The organism is Eikenella sp. (genome assembly GCF_057315495.1).
In genome coordinates this window covers 1-15,508 of sequence record NZ_DBHKXY010000008.1, presented here as the reverse complement: position 1 = coordinate 15,508, position 15,508 = coordinate 1, and the positions used below count along the sequence as shown (strand labels likewise).

General features: G+C 52.8%; 18 protein-coding genes. 15 read left to right on the top strand and 3 right to left on the bottom strand.

Annotated features, from left to right (window positions below; genetic code table 11):
* Positions 1-91 precede the first annotated feature (91 nt).
* Together ACO6EE_RS00930 and ACO6EE_RS00925 are read left to right on the top strand one after the other, a co-directional pair.
* Entirely contained in the window at positions 92-904 is an 813-nt protein-coding gene (locus ACO6EE_RS00930) for a symmetrical bis(5'-nucleosyl)-tetraphosphatase (protein ID WP_485958656.1), read from the top strand.
* A gap of 140 nt (positions 905-1,044) precedes the next feature.
* Complete coding sequence (locus tag ACO6EE_RS00925) at positions 1,045-1,605, top strand: hypothetical protein (RefSeq protein WP_485958655.1); 561 nt, start codon at positions 1,045-1,047, stop codon at positions 1,603-1,605.
* A 263-nt stretch (positions 1,606-1,868) separates the two neighbouring features.
* Here the strand turns inward: ACO6EE_RS00925 and ACO6EE_RS00920 are convergent, their stop codons facing one another.
* A complete protein-coding gene (locus ACO6EE_RS00920; protein ID WP_485958654.1) occupies positions 1,869-1,991 on the bottom strand; it encodes a hypothetical protein in 123 nt (40 codons plus the stop codon).
* 20 nt (positions 1,992-2,011) lie between these two features.
* Positions 2,012-2,800, bottom strand: coding sequence for an inositol monophosphatase family protein (locus tag ACO6EE_RS00915; RefSeq protein ID WP_485958653.1), 789 nt, complete (start codon positions 2,798-2,800; stop codon positions 2,012-2,014).
* Positions 2,801-2,867: 67 nt separating this feature from the next.
* On the opposite strand from ACO6EE_RS00915, the gene ACO6EE_RS00910 reads away from it, so the two are divergent.
* The 11 genes from ACO6EE_RS00910 (at position 2,868) to ACO6EE_RS00860 (ending at position 11,667) form a co-directional block, all read left to right on the top strand.
* Positions 2,868-3,590: a 16S rRNA (uracil(1498)-N(3))-methyltransferase gene (locus ACO6EE_RS00910; RefSeq protein WP_485958652.1), complete on the top strand. Its 723-nt coding sequence runs from the start codon at positions 2,868-2,870 to the stop codon at positions 3,588-3,590.
* A gap of 105 nt (positions 3,591-3,695) precedes the next feature.
* Entirely contained in the window at positions 3,696-4,559 is an 864-nt protein-coding gene (locus tag ACO6EE_RS00905) for a ParB/RepB/Spo0J family partition protein (protein WP_485958651.1), read from the top strand.
* Positions 4,560-4,735: 176 nt separating this feature from the next.
* Positions 4,736-5,089, top strand: coding sequence for an ATP synthase subunit I (locus ACO6EE_RS00900; protein WP_485958650.1), 354 nt, complete (start codon positions 4,736-4,738; stop codon positions 5,087-5,089).
* Positions 5,079-5,948 (top strand): F0F1 ATP synthase subunit A, encoded by an 870-nt coding sequence (gene atpB, locus ACO6EE_RS00895; protein WP_485958649.1) that lies wholly within the window; start codon positions 5,079-5,081, stop codon positions 5,946-5,948. Before ACO6EE_RS00900 ends, atpB begins: the two co-directional genes overlap by 11 nt.
* 55 nt (positions 5,949-6,003) lie before the next feature.
* Positions 6,004-6,258: a F0F1 ATP synthase subunit C gene (gene atpE, locus ACO6EE_RS00890; protein WP_003823565.1), complete on the top strand. Its 255-nt coding sequence runs from the start codon at positions 6,004-6,006 to the stop codon at positions 6,256-6,258.
* 54 nt (positions 6,259-6,312) lie between these two features.
* A complete protein-coding gene (locus tag ACO6EE_RS00885) occupies positions 6,313-6,783 on the top strand; it encodes a F0F1 ATP synthase subunit B (protein ID WP_485958648.1) in 471 nt (156 codons plus the stop codon).
* A 4-nt stretch (positions 6,784-6,787) separates the two neighbouring features.
* Positions 6,788-7,333 (top strand): F0F1 ATP synthase subunit delta, encoded by a 546-nt coding sequence (locus ACO6EE_RS00880; RefSeq protein ID WP_485958647.1) that lies wholly within the window; start codon positions 6,788-6,790, stop codon positions 7,331-7,333.
* 9 nt (positions 7,334-7,342) lie between these two features.
* A complete protein-coding gene (atpA, locus tag ACO6EE_RS00875; RefSeq protein ID WP_485958646.1) occupies positions 7,343-8,890 on the top strand; it encodes a F0F1 ATP synthase subunit alpha in 1,548 nt (515 codons plus the stop codon).
* A 24-nt stretch (positions 8,891-8,914) separates the two neighbouring features.
* The gene (gene atpG / locus ACO6EE_RS00870; RefSeq protein ID WP_003823560.1) at positions 8,915-9,793 is read left to right on the top strand and encodes a F0F1 ATP synthase subunit gamma; all 879 of its coding nucleotides are present in this window, start codon (positions 8,915-8,917) and stop codon (positions 9,791-9,793) included.
* 40 nt (positions 9,794-9,833) lie between these two features.
* Complete coding sequence (gene atpD / locus ACO6EE_RS00865) at positions 9,834-11,231, top strand: F0F1 ATP synthase subunit beta (protein WP_070630162.1); 1,398 nt, start codon at positions 9,834-9,836, stop codon at positions 11,229-11,231.
* Between the two features lie 10 nt (positions 11,232-11,241).
* Entirely contained in the window at positions 11,242-11,667 is a 426-nt protein-coding gene (locus tag ACO6EE_RS00860; protein ID WP_485958645.1) for a F0F1 ATP synthase subunit epsilon, read from the top strand.
* A 157-nt stretch (positions 11,668-11,824) separates the two neighbouring features.
* Here the strand turns inward: ACO6EE_RS00860 and coaD are convergent, their stop codons facing one another.
* Complete coding sequence (coaD, locus tag ACO6EE_RS00855) at positions 11,825-12,340, bottom strand: pantetheine-phosphate adenylyltransferase (protein ID WP_485958644.1); 516 nt, start codon at positions 12,338-12,340, stop codon at positions 11,825-11,827.
* A 221-nt stretch (positions 12,341-12,561) separates the two neighbouring features.
* On the opposite strand from coaD, the gene lnt reads away from it, so the two are divergent.
* Together lnt and rpoH are read left to right on the top strand one after the other, a co-directional pair.
* The gene (gene lnt / locus ACO6EE_RS00850; RefSeq protein WP_485958643.1) at positions 12,562-14,196 is read left to right on the top strand and encodes an apolipoprotein N-acyltransferase; all 1,635 of its coding nucleotides are present in this window, start codon (positions 12,562-12,564) and stop codon (positions 14,194-14,196) included.
* Between the two features lie 191 nt (positions 14,197-14,387).
* A complete protein-coding gene (rpoH, locus tag ACO6EE_RS00845; protein ID WP_485958642.1) occupies positions 14,388-15,239 on the top strand; it encodes an RNA polymerase sigma factor RpoH in 852 nt (283 codons plus the stop codon).
* Positions 15,240-15,508 lie beyond the last annotated feature (269 nt).

Sequence of the window (15,508 nt, the reverse complement as noted above, 5' to 3'; positions counted from 1 at the left end):
TAAAGGCTACCTGAAAACTGCTGCAGCTTGCGTTTTCAGGTAGCCTTTCGCTTTATCTGACCCACTATAAATCTCCTCTAACACAAACATCATGGCACACTACGCAATCGGCGACCTGCAAGGCTGTTTCGCCGAATTTCAAGAACTGCTCGCCCACATCGGCTTCAACCACGGCCGCGACACCCTTTGGCTGGTAGGCGATATCGTCAACCGCGGCCCCCAATCCCTCGACTGCCTGCGCTACATCAAGCAGCACGAAAGCAGCATCCGCACCGTGCTCGGCAACCACGACCTCCATCTCTTGGCTATTGCCCATGGGCACGGCAAGCTCAAACGCAGCGACACGGTGGCCGACATCCTCGATGCCCCCGACCGCCAAGTGCTGCTCGATTGGCTGCGGCACCAGCCCCTGATGCTGCAACACGGCAACAACCTGATCGTGCACGCCGGCATTTGGCCGCAATGGACGGCTGAAACCGCGCAGCAGCGTGCCGCCGAAGTGGCCGCCGCCTTGCAAAGCCGCCCCGATTGGTTTTTTGCCCATATGTATGGCAACAAGCCCGAGAGCGACTGCGCCGATAACGAAACCGAACGCCTGCGCTTCGCCACCAATGTGTTCACCCGCATGCGCGCCCTACACTGCGACGGCCGCATGGATTTCGACTACAAAGCCACCCTGCCCGAAATGCCATCCGACCTCATGCCCTGGTTCCGTGCGCCCGGGCGGCAAACCCTTGGTTATCAAACCGTATTCGGCCATTGGTCGGCACTCGGCCTGTATCGCGGCGAGCAGGTATGCGGCATCGATACCGGCGCGCTGTGGGGCGGCCAGCTTACCGCGCTGGATTTAGATACGCAGCAGATTTTTCAGGTAGCCTCCAAGCAGCCTAAGAAATTTGGCTAACATATTGTCGCCACATGATTTAATGTTTATTAACACGAACATGCGGGCAAGCAGGGCGGGCTTTTGTTACAATGCGGCCTGTTCGCGCCTGCCTGAACAGCTTACCGCAGCGCGTTTCCCAACCAATTGAAGGAGTTCCTATGAACAGCAAATTAGTCATCCCCGCCGCCATCGCCGTATTGGCACTGAGCGCCTGTTCCAGCAGCAAAGCCCCGGAAGGCAATCAGCCGCAAACCCAGCAGGGTCAGCAAGCGCAGCAAGGCAACGGTGAAGCTACTGCTGCCATTGGCAAGATTCAGGTAGCCCAAGTGGACAGCATCGACAAAACCGTAGAAGTGCACTACACCTGCCAAGCCGGTAACGGCCAGCAGCAAAAAGTGGGCGCCATGTACGGTATCAAGAGCGGCACCTTGGTGGTAGCGCAGCTGAAAATCAACGATAAAGTTTCCCCCGGCCTGTGGCGCGTGCTCAACGACAGCAACGGCCAGCAGCAAAACAGCTATTATGGCGAAGGCGTGATTTGGGTAACCGGCAAAGCCACCCCTGCCAACGTAGCCACCACCAACGCCATCGGCCTGCTGCAGGCACAGAGTGTGGATGATGCCGGCAACCCGGTAAACCTCACAACCGTGCTGGAAAACTGCCAAGTGAGCCGCCAAGCCGCTCCGGCTCGCGGCAACCGCCAGCAACGCCGCCGCTAAGCCGGTATGATGAAAATGGAAAAGCTGCCTTAATGGGCAGCTTTTTTTGTGGGAGAACAGGCTACCTGAAAGGGTGTGGATGGTTTCAGGTAGCCTGTGGTTATAGTGAATTAAATTTAAACCAGTACAGCGTTGGCTCGCCTTGCCGTAACGTGTGTACTGTCTGCGGCTCGCCGCCTTGTCCTGATTTAAATTTAATCCACTATATGGTGAGTTGGCTTCGATTGATGCTTGTCGCTCGTCATCTTGTATCGAAAAATAATTTAATCCGCCATGTTTTTACCTGTGATGGTATCAGTGAAGTGTAAATCGACATCTCGTCCGCTAGGGGAGAACTCGATTTTATATAGGTTGGAATTACGGAAGAGGGTGTGGGTGTGCAGCATGTTTCAGGTAGCCTTTCTGCCTATTGATTCGCCCGAATCCAGGCCAACCAGCGGTCGAACAGGTCGGGCTGCAGGCCGGCGATAACGGAGCGTTTGAAAACGTGTTCGCCGCTCCAGAAGTCGTCTCCTTCTAGCGTGGCCAGGCGGCCGCCGGCTTCTTCGTAGATCAGGGCGCCGGCGGCGTAGTCCCACAGTTTTTGGCCGCCGTGCAGGTAGAGGTCGTAGCGGCCGGCGGCGAGGTAGCACCAGTCGAGCGTGCTGGAGCCCATACTGCGCTGCGAGCCGAAGGGGTGGAGGGTTTGCATGCGGTTGGCGAGTTTGCCTGAACGCAGATATTTCACTTCCACGCCGGCAATAGATTCATGCAGTTTTTTCGGTGTGTTACGTAAGGGCAGGGGGCGGCCGTTGAGATGTGCGCCGTGACCGCGTTCGGCAGTGAACATTTCCTGCATCATGGGGTGGAAAATGGCTCCTAGCTGGGCGCGGCCGTGGCGGATATAGGCCACGGAGAGGGCGAAGTGCGGTAGGCCGTTGATGAAGTTGTTGGTGCCGTCGATAGGGTCGACCACCCACAGCCCGGTTGTGGCGTGTTGCCACATGGCATGCTGCTCTTCGGCGCTCATTTCTTCGCCCTGCATCGGGCAGTCGATGATTTGCGGCAGTTTTTGGGCAAACAGGGCTTGGGCGTGCAGGTCGGCTTCGGTGAGGCGGGTGCCGTCGCTTTTGGTGCTGACGGCGGCGTTGAGGAAACGCGGCATTACGGCGGTTTGCGCCACTTCGCGAACCAGTTCTGCTAAACGGTTGAGCAAAATCTTTCCTTCCCGATGCTTTTCTGATAGAAACGGGATATTAACCATTTTTCGGGGTAAACAACAGATGCCGCGTTTTTATGTTCCGCAAACTTTTGTTGCCGGCGAGGTGCTGAGGCTACCTGAAAATGTGTGCCGGCATATCCAAGTGCTGCGCTTGCAGGCGGGTGAGCCGCTGGTGTTGTTTGACGGCCGGGGACAGGCGGCGCAGGCGGAATTGCTGGAAATCGGGCGCAAACAGGCGTTGGCGCGGGTGGATCGATTGCTCATGGAATCGCGCGAATCGCCGCTGGCGGTTACGCTGATTCAGGCGGTGTCGGCTTCGGAAAAGATGGATTTTGCAGTGCAAAAGGGCACAGAATTGGGGGTGAAACGCATCGTGCCGGCGGTTTCCATGCGCTCGAATGTACGGCTTTCGGGCGAGCGGGCGGAGAAAAAGGTGCGGCGCTGGCAGGAAATTGCTGTATCGGCCTGTGAGCAATGCGGGCGCAACGAAGTGCCGCCGGTGGCGCCGATTGCCGATTTGTCGCAGGTGCTGGCTGCGCTGCCGGCCGATTCGGGCGCGCGGCTGTTGTTGAGCCCGCACGGCGGTGTGCCGCTGTGCAGCCTGCCGCCGGCGCAAAGCGCGGTGTTGCTGATTGGGCCGGAAGGCGGGTTGACGGCAGAAGAAGAGGATTTGGCACGCTCGTATGGGTTTCAGGCGGTGCAGCTCGGCGCACGGGTGTTGCGCACTGAAACGGCGGCGCTGGCGGCATTGGCGGCGATGCAGGCCTTGTGGGGCGATTTTTAGCGGCATGGGCGCTGTGCTAAAATGCGCGAATTGAAAGTTTTCAGGTAGCCTTCTTCCTTACCTTAGAGGCTACCTGAAAAAATAACTGGATTAGGAAACAGATAAATGGCAAAACCGAAAAGCGGCCTCGGCGGCCGGGGCTTGGATTCTTTGTTGGCCGGTGCGGTGGGCGACAGCAGCGGCGACAGGCTGACCAGCGTGCCGGTGCGCGACATCAAGCCTGGGCGCTATCAGCCGCGTTCGCAAATGGACGACGAAGGCCTGCAGGAGCTGGCCGATTCGATTAAAGCGCAGGGCGTGATCCAGCCGGTTATCGTGCGCGAGCACGGCTTGTCGCAATACGAACTGATTGCCGGCGAGCGCCGGTGGCGTGCCAGTCAGCTGGCGGGGTTGACCGAAATTCCAGTGGTGATTAAGAGCATTGGCGACGAAGAGGCGCTGGCGATGGGCTTGATTGAAAATATCCAGCGCGAAAACCTCAATCCGATTGAAGAGGCGCAGGGTTTGAAGCGTTTGGTGGACGAATTCGGCCTTACGCACGAAACCGTGGCCAAGGCAGTAGGGCGCAGCCGCAGTGCGGTGTCGAACAGCCTGCGTTTGTTGGCTCTGCCCGAGCCGGTGCAGGAAATGCTGTTTTTGCGCCAGCTGGAAATGGGGCATGCGCGGGCTTTGTTGTCGCTGCCAGTGATGGAGCAGCTTTCCTTGGCGCAGAAGGCGGTGAAAAACGGCTGGTCGGTGCGCGAGGTGGAACGGCGCAGCCAGCTGGCGCAACAGACACCGCAGGAGAAAAAACCCAAAACTGTCAGTCCGGATATACGCTACCTGAATGAGGCGCTTACGGAAAAATTGGGCGTGCGCGCAGAAGTGCAAACGGCCAACCACAAGCGCGGGAAGGTGGTGTTGCATTTCGACAGCCCGGAAACCTTTGCGCGGTTGATGCAGCAGCTGGATGTGAAGTTGCCTGATTGAGCAAAGGTTTGTCTGAGGTTTTAGGTGCTTGAAAGTTATGTCTGTATGGTTTTCAGGTAGCCTTAGTAATGCTTTGAATATTGATATTGTTTGACAAGAATTAACATTTTTCTTGACTTTGTTGGCGTTTTTGCTTATATTTAAAAAGCTAACATTTAGTGTATGAAGATGGATGTATGGCGGCAACAATTTATCTCCAATTGGTAATCACGGCGATACTTGTTGCTGTTTTTTGGGTGTTTTCCGGTACGGTTGCAGCCAAGTCGGCAGCGCTGGGTTGTTTGTGTTATACCGTGCCCACCATCTTGGCGGTACTGGTTTTAAGGTTTTTCCTGAAGTTTCCGAAATGGAGTGGCAGCGCATTCTGGCTGGGAGAAAGTTTAAAAATAGTACTGGCGCTCGTGTTAATGACGCTGGTGTTCGTTTTTTATCGCCAACACATCGTGTTCGTCCCGTTTATTGTCGGGCTGGGCGCGGTGAGTCATGCGGTGTTATTGATATTTTTGAAGGTTAAGAAGTATGGCCGGTGAAAGCATGAGTGCAGCCGACTACATCAAGCACCATTTACAAAGCTTGACCAGTTTGTCGGATGTGAGCAAAGGGCAGGGTCTGCGAAATATTGCCGATTTCTCGGTTGTCAATTTGGATTCCCTTTTTATTGCGGCTTTTTTGGCGATTCTCGGGTCGCTGGCAATGTGGTATGCCGCTCGCAAGGCGACGCCAGGGGTGCCGGGGCGTTTTCAAGCTGCTATAGAAATCTTGTTCGAGTTTATCGATAATCTGTGCAAGGGTATTATTCACAACGAGCAATCGCGTAAAACAGTGGCGCCGTTGGGTTTGGCGCTGTTTGTTTGGATTGTCCTGATGAATACTATGGACTTATTGCCGGTAGATTTGTTGCCGTGGATTTGGCAGCATGTAACTGGTAATCATCATGCCCTACTGCGTGTGGTGCCGACCGCAGATTTGAATATTACCTTAGGCATGTCAATTGGCGTGCTGCTTACCTGCTTTCTGTTCAATATCAAAATTAAAGGGTTGGGCGGCTGGATTCATGAACTGTTTGCCGCGCCGTTTGGTATTTGGCTGGCTCCGTTCAATTTTATTTTGAATCTGGTGGAATTTTCTTCCAAAACCATTTCGCACGGCATGCGACTGTTCGGTAATATGTATGCCGGTGAGTTGGTGTTTTTGCTGATTGCCATGCTGGGTGGTGCTTGGGCGATGCCGGGTGAAGCAGTTACCTGGATTGACCCAGTGCTGGCGTTCTTCCATATCTTGGCTGGATTTATTTGGGCAGTATTCCATATTCTGGTTATTGTGTTGCAAGCGTTTATTTTCGTTGCTTTGGCTTTTGTTTATATCGGCCAAGCGCATAGTTCCCATTAGTAGTTTGTTGTTTTTTGTAGTAGTTTAACTTTCACTTTTAGATAAGGAGTTTTAAATGGATTTGAATAGTGCATTGGCCATCACTTGCGGCCTGATTGTTGCGTTCGGTGCTGTGGCTGCTGCGGCCAGTATCGCATTCGTGGGCTCAAAGTATCTGGAGGCTTCTGCTCGCCAGCCTGAGCTGATTGAACCGCTGCAAACCAAATTGTTCCTGATTGCCGGTTTGATCGACGCGGCATTCTTGATCGGCGTGGCTGTTGCTTTGCTGTTCGCCTTCGTGAATCCGTTTGCCCCGGCAGTTGCAGGTTAAGATTACACAAACTTTTGACGTTTGTTTTAACCCTAACTGTGAAGGTTGAGTAAAGTGAATATTAATTCAGCTTTAATCATACAAATAATCGTCTTTTGCCTGCTGGTGTGGTTCACCGTGAAATTCGTGTGGCCACCCATTGCCAAGGCTTTAGATGAGCGTGCCAGCAAAATTGCCGAAGGCTTGGCTGCTGCCGAGCGTGGAAAAAGTGATTTCGAACAGGCTGAAAAGCGTGTGGCTGAACTCATGGCTGAAGGTCGTGATCAAGTTGCCGAAATCATCACTAATGCAGAGAAACGCGCCTCTCAAATCGTTGAGGATGCTAAAAAGCAGGCCTCTGATGAGGCTGCTCGTGTTGCTGCGCAGGCTAAGGCCGATGTGGAGCAGGAAGTTAATCGGGCACGCGAAGCTCTGCGTGAGCAGGTGGCTGCGCTGGCAGTTAAAGGTGCTGAACAGATTCTGTGCAGCGAGATTAATGCCGATAAACATGCCCACTTGCTGGGTATGTTGAAGCAGGAGCTGTAAAACTATGGCTGAACTTGCCACCATTGCTAGGCCGTATGCTAAAGCATTATTTGAATTGGCATCTGAAAAAGGCCAAGTTGAACTTTGGCTGCAGAAGCTGAAAGATTTGGCGTGGGCTGTCGGACAACCTAAGCTTACCACGTTGCTGGATGATGCTGGCATTGCTCCTCACCAGAAGGCGGATGCCTTGATTGGATTGCTGGACGATATCCAGGCGCCGCAATATACGGATTTCAAAAATTTTCTGTATGTGCTGGCTGAAGGTGGTAGATTGACAGTTTTGCCAGAAGTCTATAACCAATATCAAGCATTGGTACTGGCAAAAGACCATATACAGAAGGCTATAATTTACAGTGCCTTCCCGATGAGTGAAGGACAGTTCGCCAAGGTGGTAAGTGATTGCCAGCAGAAATTTGGCCACAAGCTGGAGGCTACTTTAAAGGTGGTGCCCGAGCTGATTGGTGGTATCAAAATTGAAGTTGGAGATAAAGTTTTGGACTTGTCCGTGCGGGGGAAGTTGAAAAACCTGTATACGGCCATGATAAATTAGGAGAGTTTCATGCAGCTTAATCCTGCTGAAATCAGTGAGTTGTTAAAATCTAAAATTGAAAACCTGAATGTAAAACAGGAAGCCAACACCTATGGGGGTGTGATTTCTGTGACCGACGGTATCGTGCGTGTACACGGATTGTCGGATGTAATGCAGGGTGAGATGTTAGAGTTCCCCGGCAACACGTTCGGCTTGGCCATGAACTTGGAGCGTGACTCGGTTGGTGCGATTGTATTGGGCGAGTACGAGCATATTAAAGAAGGTGATCAAGTTAAATGTACCGGTCGTATTTTGGAAGTGCCGGTTGGTCGAGAGCTAGTTGGCCGTGTTGTGAATGCCCTGGGTCAGCCGATTGATGGCAAGGGTCCTATTAACGCTAAAGAAACTGCGCCGATTGAGAAAATCGCTCCAGGTGTAATTGCACGCCAATCCGTAGATCAGCCAATGCAAACTGGCTTGAAATCAGTGGATTCTATGGTACCGATTGGTCGTGGCCAGCGTGAATTGATTATTGGCGACCGTCAAACTGGTAAGACAGCTGTTGCATTGGATGCGATTGTCAATCAAAAAGGCACCGGTGTTATCTGTATTTATGTGGCAATCGGGCAAAAAGCCTCCTCTATTGCTAACGTAGTACGCAAACTGGAAGAGCATGGCGCAATGGAGCATACCATTGTGGTGGCGGCAACTGCTTCTGAAGCAGCGGCTCTGCAGTTTATTGCTCCGTATTCTGGTTGCACGATGGGCGAGTATTTCCGCGATCGTGGCGAAGATGCGTTGATTGTGTATGATGATTTGTCTAAACAAGCTGTTGCCTATCGTCAAATTTCTTTGCTGTTGCGCCGCCCGCCTGGTCGTGAAGCTTATCCAGGTGACGTTTTCTATCTGCACAGTCGTCTGCTGGAACGAGCTGCACGCATCAATGCTGATGAGGTAGAAAAACGTACAAACGGTGAAGTAAAAGGGAAAACTGGCTCATTGACTGCATTGCCGATTATCGAGACCCAAGCCGGTGACGTGTCTGCTTTCGTGCCGACTAACGTAATTTCTATTACTGATGGTCAGATTTTCTTGGAAACTGATTTGTTCAACTCAGGCATCCGCCCGGCCATTAACGCAGGTATTTCCGTATCTCGCGTAGGCGGTTCTGCCCAAACCAAAGTTATTAAAAAACTGGGTGGTGGTATCCGTTTAGCTTTGGCTCAATATCGTGAATTGGCAGCATTCTCTCAATTTGCTTCTGATTTGGACGAGGCTACCCGCAAGCAGTTGCAACATGGTGAAGTGGTTACTGAATTGATGAAGCAAAAACAATTCAGCACCATGAGTATTGCTGAAATGGCTTTGACCTTGTGGGCGATTAACAAAGGCTCTTACGAAGATGTGCCGGTATCTAAGGCATTAGCGTTTGAGGCTGACTTCTTGGGCTATATGCGTACGCAGCACGCCGATGTGCTGGATCAAATCAATCAGCAGGGCGTGATGAGTGATGAGAACGAGCAAGTTTTGACCGAAGCTATCAGCACATTTAAAGCCTCCCGCAACTACTCGGCTTAAACCGCAGAAAAGGAAAAGTCTGAAATGGCAGTAGGGAAAGAAATCCTCACAAAAATCCGCAGTGTACAGAATACACAGAAGATTACCAAAGCCATGCAGATGGTATCGACTTCCAAAATGCGGAAAACGCAGGACAGAATGCGTTTGGCACGGCCTTATGCCGAGAAAGTGCGTATAGTGATGAGCCACTTGGCGCAGGTAGAAACTGAGCATAAGCAGTTGCCAATCTTGGAAAGCCGAGAAAACATTCGACGTGCCGGTTTCATCTTGATCACTACTGACAAGGGCTTGTGTGGCGGGTTGAATGCCAATTTGCTGAAGAAGTTTTTGGGGCAGGTGCAAGAGTATCAGCAGCAGGGCGTGGAAGTGGAGGTTATCTGCTTCGGTAGTAAAGGCTTAGCTGCCTGTAATCGTGCAGGCCTCAATGTGGTGGCCAGTGCGGTGAATCTGGGTGACACTCCGAAAATGGAAGTGCTGCTTGGTTCGCTGACTGAAGTGTTTCAGCGTTATGCTGATGGTGGCTTGGATATTGTGCACTTGGTGTATTCTAGATTTATCAATACCATGCGCCAAGAGCCAAATTTGGAGACCTTGCTGCCTATCGGTCACAATGTGCTGAACGAAATATCGGAAGCAGAAGAATACGGCCGAGAATATGTTTATGAGCCGTCGCCAATTTTGGTGTTGGAATATTTGGTACGCCGCTATTTGGAATCGGTGGTGTATCAGGCTTTGTGTGAAAACATGGCTTCCGAGCAGTCTGCCCGTATGGTAGCAATGAAGGCCGCTACGGATAACGCAAGCAACGCAATTAAGGAATTACGCCTGATTTACAACAAATCCCGTCAGGCAGCGATTACTACTGAACTGTCGGAAATTGTAGCCGGTGCCGCTGCAGTATAGGTGGGCAGAGCAGGCAGATTTGAATATTTAGGATAGATAAATGAACCAAGGCAAAATCGTACAAATTATTGGTGCGGTAGTCGACGTGGAGTTTCCGCGTACCGCCATTCCGCGTGTTTACGATGCACTCAAACTGGTTGATACTGATTTGACGCTGGAAGTACAGCAGCAGCTTGGTGACGGCGTTGTCCGTACCATTGCGATGGGTAGTACAGACGGTTTGAAACGTGGCTTGGCTGTGCAAAATACTGGTGCACCGATTACTGTGCCGGTGGGGAAAGCCACCCTAGGCCGCATCATGGACGTTCTGGGCAACCCCGTGGACGAACAAGGTCCGATCGGTTCTGGCCAAACCCGTGCTATTCATCAATTTGCACCTAAGTTCGACGAACTCTCCAGCACTACTGAATTGTTGGAAACAGGCATTAAAGTGATCGATTTGCTTTGTCCGTTTGCTAAAGGTGGTAAAGTGGGTCTGTTTGGCGGTGCCGGTGTGGGCAAAACCGTGAACATGATGGAGCTGATTAACAACATTGCCAAAGCGCACAGTGGTCTTTCCGTATTCGCTGGCGTGGGTGAGCGTACTCGTGAAGGTAACGACTTCTACCACGAAATGAAAGACTCCAACGTGTTGGATAAAGTGGCAATGGTGTATGGCCAGATGAACGAGCCTCCTGGTAACCGCTTGCGTGTTGCTCTAACTGGTTTGTCGATGGCTGAATACTTCCGTGACGAAAAAGACGAAAACGGCAAAGGCCGTGACGTATTGTTCTTTGTGGATAATATCTACCGCTATACTCTGGCCGGTACCGAAGTGTCGGCTCTGCTTGGCCGTATGCCTTCTGCTGTGGGTTATCAGCCAACTTTGGCTGAAGAAATGGGTCGTTTGCAGGAGCGTATTACCTCCACCCAAACCGGCTCCATCACTTCTATCCAAGCTGTATATGTACCGGCTGACGACTTGACCGACCCGTCCCCTGCCACTACGTTTGCCCACTTGGATGCGACTGTAGTATTGAGCCGCGATATTGCCTCCTTGGGTATTTACCCTGCGGTAGACCCTTTGGACTCCACTTCTCGCCAGCTCGATCCGATGGTGCTCGGCCAAGAGCACTACGATGTGGCTCGTGGCGTGCAATCTACCTTGCAGAAATACAAAGAATTGCGCGATATTATCGCCATTTTGGGTATGGACGAGTTGTCTGATGAAGACAAGATGACGGTGATGCGTGCCCGTAAGATCCAGCGCTTCCTGTCTCAGCCTTTCCATGTGGCAGAAGTGTTTACCGGCTCGCCCGGCAAATACGTTTCGCTGCGCGATACCGTAGCTGGTTTCAAAGCTATTTTGAGCGGCGAATACGACCACTTGCCGGAGCAGGCCTTCTATATGGTGGGCAGCATCGAAGAGGCTGTGGAAAAAGCCAAAACCCTGAACTGAGGAATGCAGCATGAATATCATGCAGGTTGATGTGGTCAGCAATGAGGAGAGTATCTACTCCGGCGAAGCCAGCTTCGCCGTGGTGCCGACCCTAAACGGCGAGCTCGGTATTTACCCTCGTCACGAGCCGATTATGAGCTTGGTGCGCCCTGGGGTGCTGCGTTTGCAGGTGCCGGAGCAGGAAGAAGAGGTTTTGGTGGCTATTTCCGGTGGTATTCTGGAAGTGCAGCCGCACAAAATCATGATTTTAGCTGACGTGGCTGTGCGCAGTGCCGAGCTGGATCAGGCGCGGGCAGAGGAAGCTAGAAAAGCTGCCGAAGCTGGTGTGAAACAGGCCAAAGATGATGAATCAATGGCTAAAGCCCAGGCAGCACTGGCGATTGCGTTGGCCGAACTGAAGGCTCTCAATTACCTGCGTATTAAAAACAAGCGCTAAACCAATCGGTTTGACGGACGAAAATAAAGCACGATTACATCGTGCTTTATTTTTCTTGGCGACTCAGGCTACCTGAAAAGGCTAAGGTTAAGGGGCATATCTGCTTTGCCGACAATACCATTTTCAGGTAGCCTGCTTTGATAGGCGGGTGGTGGTATCAATCCTCAACCGAACAGCCATGGTCGGTCAGGATTTTGCGGTACACGGCATCGGGAACGTAGCGGCGGATGGTTTTCTGCCAGTTTTGCGGGCCGACCATGCCTTTGACCATGGTGGACGATACTTCGGCAAATTCGCGCGGCGGCATCAAGATAACGGTGGTGATGGCCGGCTGCAGGTCAGCATTGATGTAACGCATGGCGCGTTCGTATTCATAGTCGGAAGCGCTGCGGATGCCGCGCACCACGAAATCGGCTTGGATGCTGTCGGCGAAATCAACCAGAAATCGGTTGTGGAATTGGGTAACGCGCACATTGGGGAATTCGGCAGTGATTGCCACCAACATGGCTTTGCGCTCTTCCAGTGTGTAGGTGGCATGCTTATCGGGATTGGTGCCGATGGCCACAACAAGTTCGTCAAACATGGCCTGTGCGTGGCGGATCATCCACAGGTGGCCGTTGGTGGGGGGGTCGAAACTGCCGGCGTAAACCGCGCGGCGGTGGTGTGGTTGCATAGTCAGTTCTGCATAGGACAAATTAAAAACGGGCGAAGCCTACCCCGCTTGCTGCGGCAGCGCAAGTTTATTTTGGTAGGCTTGCGGGTTGAAGCCGTTGCGCATTATCTTCAGCCAGTGCGTTTTCAGGTAGCCTCTAGCCAGAAAAGGCTACCTGAAAACACCATGCAGCGATGATTTGGCTATATAATGCCGCTTCTTTATCAAGGCTACCTGAAAACATGAATTGGGTTGCGAAATTTGAGGATTGGTGTAGTCGGCGCTATGTGTATTGGCCGCTGGTAATGCTGCTGGCAGCCGCCACGCCGCTGGCGTTTGCGCCGTATTACCATTTTTGGCTGATGCCGCTGCTGTTCGGCGCCCTGATTCGGCTTACCGAGCTGCGGCCGCAAAACAGCGTGTTTGGTGCCTACTGCTTCGGGTTGGTGGGCTACGCCGCACAGTTCTATTGGATACACACCGCGCTGCACGACATATCCGGCCTGCCCAATCTGTATGCCCTGCCGCTCACCATTCTGTTGCCCGCCTATCTCGCCCTTTATCCCGCCGCCTGCTTCTGGTTGCTGGAAAAAGCCCGTCTACCGCGTGGCTGGCGCATTGGCCTTTTATTGCCCGTATTGTGGACGCTGGCTGAATTTGCCCGCGAGCGGGCGATTACCGGCTTCGGCTGGGGTGCATTGGGCTACAGCCAGGTGGCTGACCTTTCCCCGCTGGCCGGCTATGCTCCTGTGGGCGGGTTGCACTTGCTTACCCTGCTGTGTGCCTTTTGCGGCGCGTGGCTGGTGCTGGTGTTGTACAACCAAGGCTGGAAGCGGCGGGTATTGCCGCTTATGCTGCTTATCAGTGTCATCATCGGCGGCTGGCGGCTGCGCCAAGAGCGTTTCACCGAGCCTGATGGCAGCAGCGCCACCGTGGCATTGGTGCAAGGCAATATAGCGCAAACTCTGAAATGGGATACCGCCTATCTGAACGAGACCATGCAAAGCTACTACGAGCAAGTAGCCAACAGTCATGCTGATATCACCATCTTGCCCGAAACCTCCATTCCCGTGATGCGGCAGGACTTGCAGGAATACAATCCCGGCATCCTCGACCAATTTGCCTACGAAGCCCAGCGCAACGGCAGTGCGCTCGCCATGGGTATTGCCCAATACAACCAGCAGCGCACAGGCTACCTGAACGCCGTAATCAACTTGAGCAATTACCACCCCGACCGCCCCGACGACATTCCGTTCTACGCCAAGAACCACCTCGTTCCCTTCGGCGAATACAAGCCCTTGCCCACCATCACCGAGCCGCTGTACCGCATGATGAATATGCCCCTGGCCGGTTTCGAGCGCGGCGGCAGCGCCCAAGCACCGCTGCTTTTGGCCAACCAGCGTGTGGCGTTTAACGTGTGCTACGAAGACGGCTTCGGCGACGAACTGATTGCTTCTGCCAAACAAGCCAGCCTCCTGGCCAACGTGAGCAATTTGGGCTGGTTTGTCCGCTCCAATGCTATCCACCAGCATTTGCAAATATCGCAAACCCGCGCGCTTGAGCTTGGCCGCTACATGGTGCGCGCCACCAACACTGGCGCCACCGCCATCATCAACCCGCAAGGCCAAGTGGTGAAACTCGCTCCGCCCGACACTCGCACCGTGCTCGAAGGCAGCATTGAAGGCTATCGTGGCGAAACCCCGTATATGAAAATGGGCGGCTCGCTGCCATTGGTGTGCAGTTTGTTGTGTTTGGCCGTATTGCTGATGCTGGCCGGCTATCTGCCTCGGCGCAAACCTGCTTCCGATGCAATAGAGGAAAGGCTACCTGAAAAAAGCAGCGAGCCAAGTGCCGAGCCGAAAGATGAGGGCAAATAAATACGGTTGCCCGAAGTTGTTGCTGGTTATTGCAATATAGAAAATAAATTAGAACTTAAAAAATACAGAATTTAACCTATCGTAAACCAAAATCACACAATATAGGTGTTTAATCACCCCTGTAACTAAAGAGACAGAAAAGATAAATGCCGCCGAAGGCGGTGGAAAATACCAAAAGGAATCAAAGAACAATGAATAACGCATTTGCATTGCCCATCCCCAGCGGCCACGGCAGCTTGGAGCAATACATTCACACCGTGAACAGCATCCCGCTGCTCACGGCAGAGGAAGAGCACAGCCTGGCCGTGCGCCAGCTGCAAGGCGATTTGGAAGCCGCCAAGCAACTGATTTTGTCGCACTTACGCGTAGTTGTGTCCATTGCGCGCGGCTACGACGGCTACGGCCTCAACCAAGCCGACTTGATTCAAGAAGGCAACATCGGCTTGATGAAAGCCGTAAAACGTTATGAACCCAATCGCGGCGCCCGCCTGTTTTCCTTTGCCGTACATTGGATTAAGGCCGAAATCCACGAATTTATCCTGCGCAACTGGCGTATGGTGCGCGTGGCTACTACCAAGCCGCAGCGCAAACTCTTCTTCAACCTGCGCAGCATGCGTAAAAGCATGAACGCCCTCTCGCCCGAAGAAGCGCAAACCATCGCCGACGATTTGGGCGTGAAAATGGACGAAGTGCTGGAAATGGAACAGCGCATGACCGGCAAAGACATTGCTTTGCTGCCAGATAACAGCGATAGCGACGAAGACAGCTACGCGCCCATCGACTGGTTGGCTGATACCCGCAGCGAGCCCACCCAGCAAATTGCCCAAAAAGCCCGCTACGCCATGCAGACCGAAGGTCTGCAAAACGCGCTTGCCCAGCTGGACGACCGCAGCCGCCGCATTGTGGAAAGCCGCTGGCTGCAAGACGACGGCGGCCTTACCCTGCACGAGCTGGCTGCCGAATATGGCGTATCCGCTGAGCGCATCCGCCAGATTGAAGCCAAAGCCATTCAAAAATTGCGTGGCTTTATGAGTGAAGAGTGAGCTGCTGGTATAGATAAATGAAGGCTGCCCGAAAGGGCAGCTTTTTTTCGTTGGGTATTGTTTGGGCTTCGCATGGATTATGGTTGAGCTCGCATTGTGTATTTGCCCAGCCCTGCCTTGTTACGCTTCAACATCGTTGCCGCTTGGATTTCAGGTAGCCGGTGTATGGTATGTCGCTTGCTTGCAGATGGGGATGGTGGCTACCTGAAAAATTGGCATAAGTAACAAAAAAGGTGCTATTTCAGAGAACCTTGCCAGTAAGTAACAAA